A 2,715-nucleotide genomic window follows, 5' to 3' on the forward strand; every position below is an offset into this window, starting at 1 on the left:
ATTATCCACATAACCATTTTGACTTTGAGACCGTATTTTATGGTCTTTTTTTGTTTTAATGCAATAATTTACCATTTATTTACGGTTTTTTAGTCCATTTATTTTTCCATAAACTAAATAAATTCCAATCTGTTGCTGCAGAAAGGACTTATAAGATGTTGAATATGATTAATAATTTTTTGGTAAGAGTGAACGATATTGTTTGGGGAATTCCTCTGATGATTTTGATTTTATCCGGTGGTATATTTTTAACTTTAAGGTTAAAGGGTCTACAAATTCACAAATTACCATTGGCTTTAAAATGGCTGTATCACAATGAAGATGGAGCTAAAGGTGAGGTATCAAGTTTTGCAGCACTATGTACTGCTTTGTCTGCAACAATAGGGACAGGAAATATTGTAGGAGTTGCAACTGCTATTTCTACAGGCGGACCGGGAGCTTTATTTTGGATGGAAATTGCTGCATTTTTTGGTATGGCTACAAAGTATGCAGAAGGATTGCTTGCAATTAAGTACAGAACTGTTGCAGAAGACGGACATAGTTTAGGAGGGCCATTCTACTATATAGAAAAGGGAATGGGAGAAAAATGGAAATGGTTAGCGAAGTCATTTGCATTTTTTGGAGTGTGTGTTGGACTATTTGGGATAGGTACTTTTAGTCAAGTCAATGGGATTGCAAGTGCTGTTCAAGGATTATTTGACCCTAACTATATCCATACTGTAGCTTTGCCATGGCTTGGAAAGTATTCTATAGCTGTTGTTATTTCGTCACTTATCTTAACTTTTTGTGTTTCAGCGGTATTGGTTGGAGGACTTAAGCGTATAGTAAATGTCAGCCAAATTATAGTTCCATTTATGGCTGTAATATATATAGTTTTTGCAATTTTACTTATGATATTTAATTATAAAGAGATACCTGCGGCAGTTGTTTTAATAGTTAAGTCAGCTTTTGAGCCAACTGCATTAGCAGGAGGAGTTATAGGAACAATGATTGTGGCAATGCAAAAGGGTATTGCAAGAGGTATTTTTTCAAACGAAGCTGGTCTAGGTTCAGCACCTATTGCAGCTGCAGCAGCGCAAACAAATGAACCGGTTCGTCAGGGACTTGTAAGTATGACTGGAACTTTTATCGACACAATATGTATATGCACTATGACAGGATTAGCTATTGTATTAACAGGGGCATGGCAAGTTGAAGGTATAGAAGGTGTTCAGATTACAACTTATGCATTCCAAAATGGATTACCATTCTCACCTGTTTTTTCAAATGTAGTTTTAGTAATGTGCCTTATTTTCTTCGCTTTTACAACTATTCTTGGCTGGGATTACTATAGCGAAAGATGCTTAGAATATTTAACACATGGCAATAATAAAGTAATTATAAGCTATCGATATTTATATATTTTGGCAATTTTTATTGGACCATATATGACTGTAAGTGCAGTTTGGACTATAGCAGATATTTTTAATGGGCTTATGGCAATTCCAAATATGATTGCTATTTTTTCATTAAGTGGTGTGATAGCAAAAGAAACAATAGATTTCTTTGAAGATGAGAAGCATATTGGCATAGACTAAATCATTTATAATTTAAAGTTTGTATAAAAAGTTATAAGATTATAATTTATTGGGTAATAGTTATACAGATGATTTAAAGGAGCTGATATTATAGATATTTCAAAGATTTTCAATAATCTAAAAGGTAAATCTACTGCTATATATAATGACAAAAACAGATTTGTAAAGCTTGTAAAAAATGCAACTGAAAAATCTAAAAACAATCAAAATTTGTCAGTAATTAAAAAAGAATTAGTTCTTGTATTAAATCTGACTAAAGATTTTATAGCTGGAAGATATAAAGGTGTTAGTAAAAAATCTATGATAATGGTTATAGCAGCGCTTATATATTTAGTAAATCCCATGGACATAGTACCTGATATGGTGCTTGGAATTGGTCTGTTAGATGATATAAGTGTGTTCACTTATCTTATGACTAAAATAAAATCGGAAATAGATAAATATGAAGAATGGGCACTCAACAATCAACACTGATAATGTACTAAAAAGAAATTTTTACCAGAGAGACACACTAATGGTTGCAAGAGAGTTGCTTGGAAAATATTTAATCAGTGAAAGAGATGATGATATTTTAATTGCCAAAATAGTTGAAGTTGAGGCTTATTTAGGATATGAAGACAAAGCAGCTCATACTTATGGTGGGAGGAGAACTCAAAGGACAGAAGTGATGTATGGAAGCGCAGGACTTGCATATGTATATTTCACATATGGTATGCACAATTTATTAAATGTGGTAACCAGAGAGAAATCCATAGGAGAGGCTGTTCTAATAAGAGCGGTTGAACCTATTTCTGAGTTTGATAATTTTTCAATGAGAAGATTTGGTAAAAACTACGCAGAATTGAATTCTTATCAGAAGAAAAATATAACAAATGGACCTGCAAAGCTTACAAAGGCAATGGGAATTGATTTAACTTATAACGGACTAGATATGACTATTGGAGAAAAGTTATATATCGTAGAGGGAGAAAGTGAATTTAAAATTACTTCTTCAAAGAGAATTGGTATAGATTATGCTGAAGAAGCAATAGACTACTTATATAGGTTCTATATTGAAAGCAATAAATATGTTTCAAAGTAGATAATATTTTGAAACTGTTTAGTTTTTATTAAAATAGGTATATATAATATACTAAGT

The 2,715-nt window shown here is 32.2% G+C and carries 3 protein-coding genes; all 3 read left to right on the forward strand.

The features are described 5' to 3' along the window. The first annotated feature begins 164 nt into the window (after positions 1 to 164). The 3 genes from HMPREF9129_RS05285 (at position 165) to HMPREF9129_RS05295 (ending at position 2,658) form a co-directional block, all read left to right on the forward strand. A complete protein-coding gene (locus tag HMPREF9129_RS05285) occupies positions 165 to 1,577 on the forward strand; it encodes an alanine/glycine:cation symporter family protein (RefSeq protein WP_245946075.1) in 1,413 nt (470 codons plus the stop codon). A 210-nt stretch (positions 1,578 to 1,787) separates the two neighbouring features. Continuing rightward, positions 1,788 to 2,051 carry a YkvA family protein gene (locus tag HMPREF9129_RS05290; RefSeq protein ID WP_004821139.1) on the forward strand — a complete coding sequence of 88 codons (264 nt, stop codon included), beginning with the start codon at positions 1,788 to 1,790 and terminating at the stop codon, positions 2,049 to 2,051. Beyond that, entirely contained in the window at positions 2,020 to 2,658 is a 639-nt protein-coding gene (locus HMPREF9129_RS05295; protein WP_050794622.1) for a DNA-3-methyladenine glycosylase, read from the forward strand. The genes HMPREF9129_RS05290 and HMPREF9129_RS05295 overlap by 32 nt, the downstream gene beginning before the upstream one ends. Positions 2,659 to 2,715: the final 57 nt, after the last annotated feature.

It is taken from the genome of Peptoniphilus indolicus ATCC 29427 (assembly GCF_000227315.1).
GTDB lineage: Bacteria > Bacillota > Clostridia > Tissierellales > Peptoniphilaceae > Peptoniphilus > Peptoniphilus indolicus.

What these genes read in the sequence shown, in the direction of transcription:
- HMPREF9129_RS05285 (WP_245946075.1), top strand. Translation starts at nt 165, where the DNA reads ATGATTAATAATTTTTTGGTAAGAGTGAACGATATTGTTTGGGGAATT.
- HMPREF9129_RS05295 (WP_050794622.1), top strand. Translation starts at nt 2,020, where the DNA reads ATGAAGAATGGGCACTCAACAATCAACACTGATAATGTACTAAAAAGA.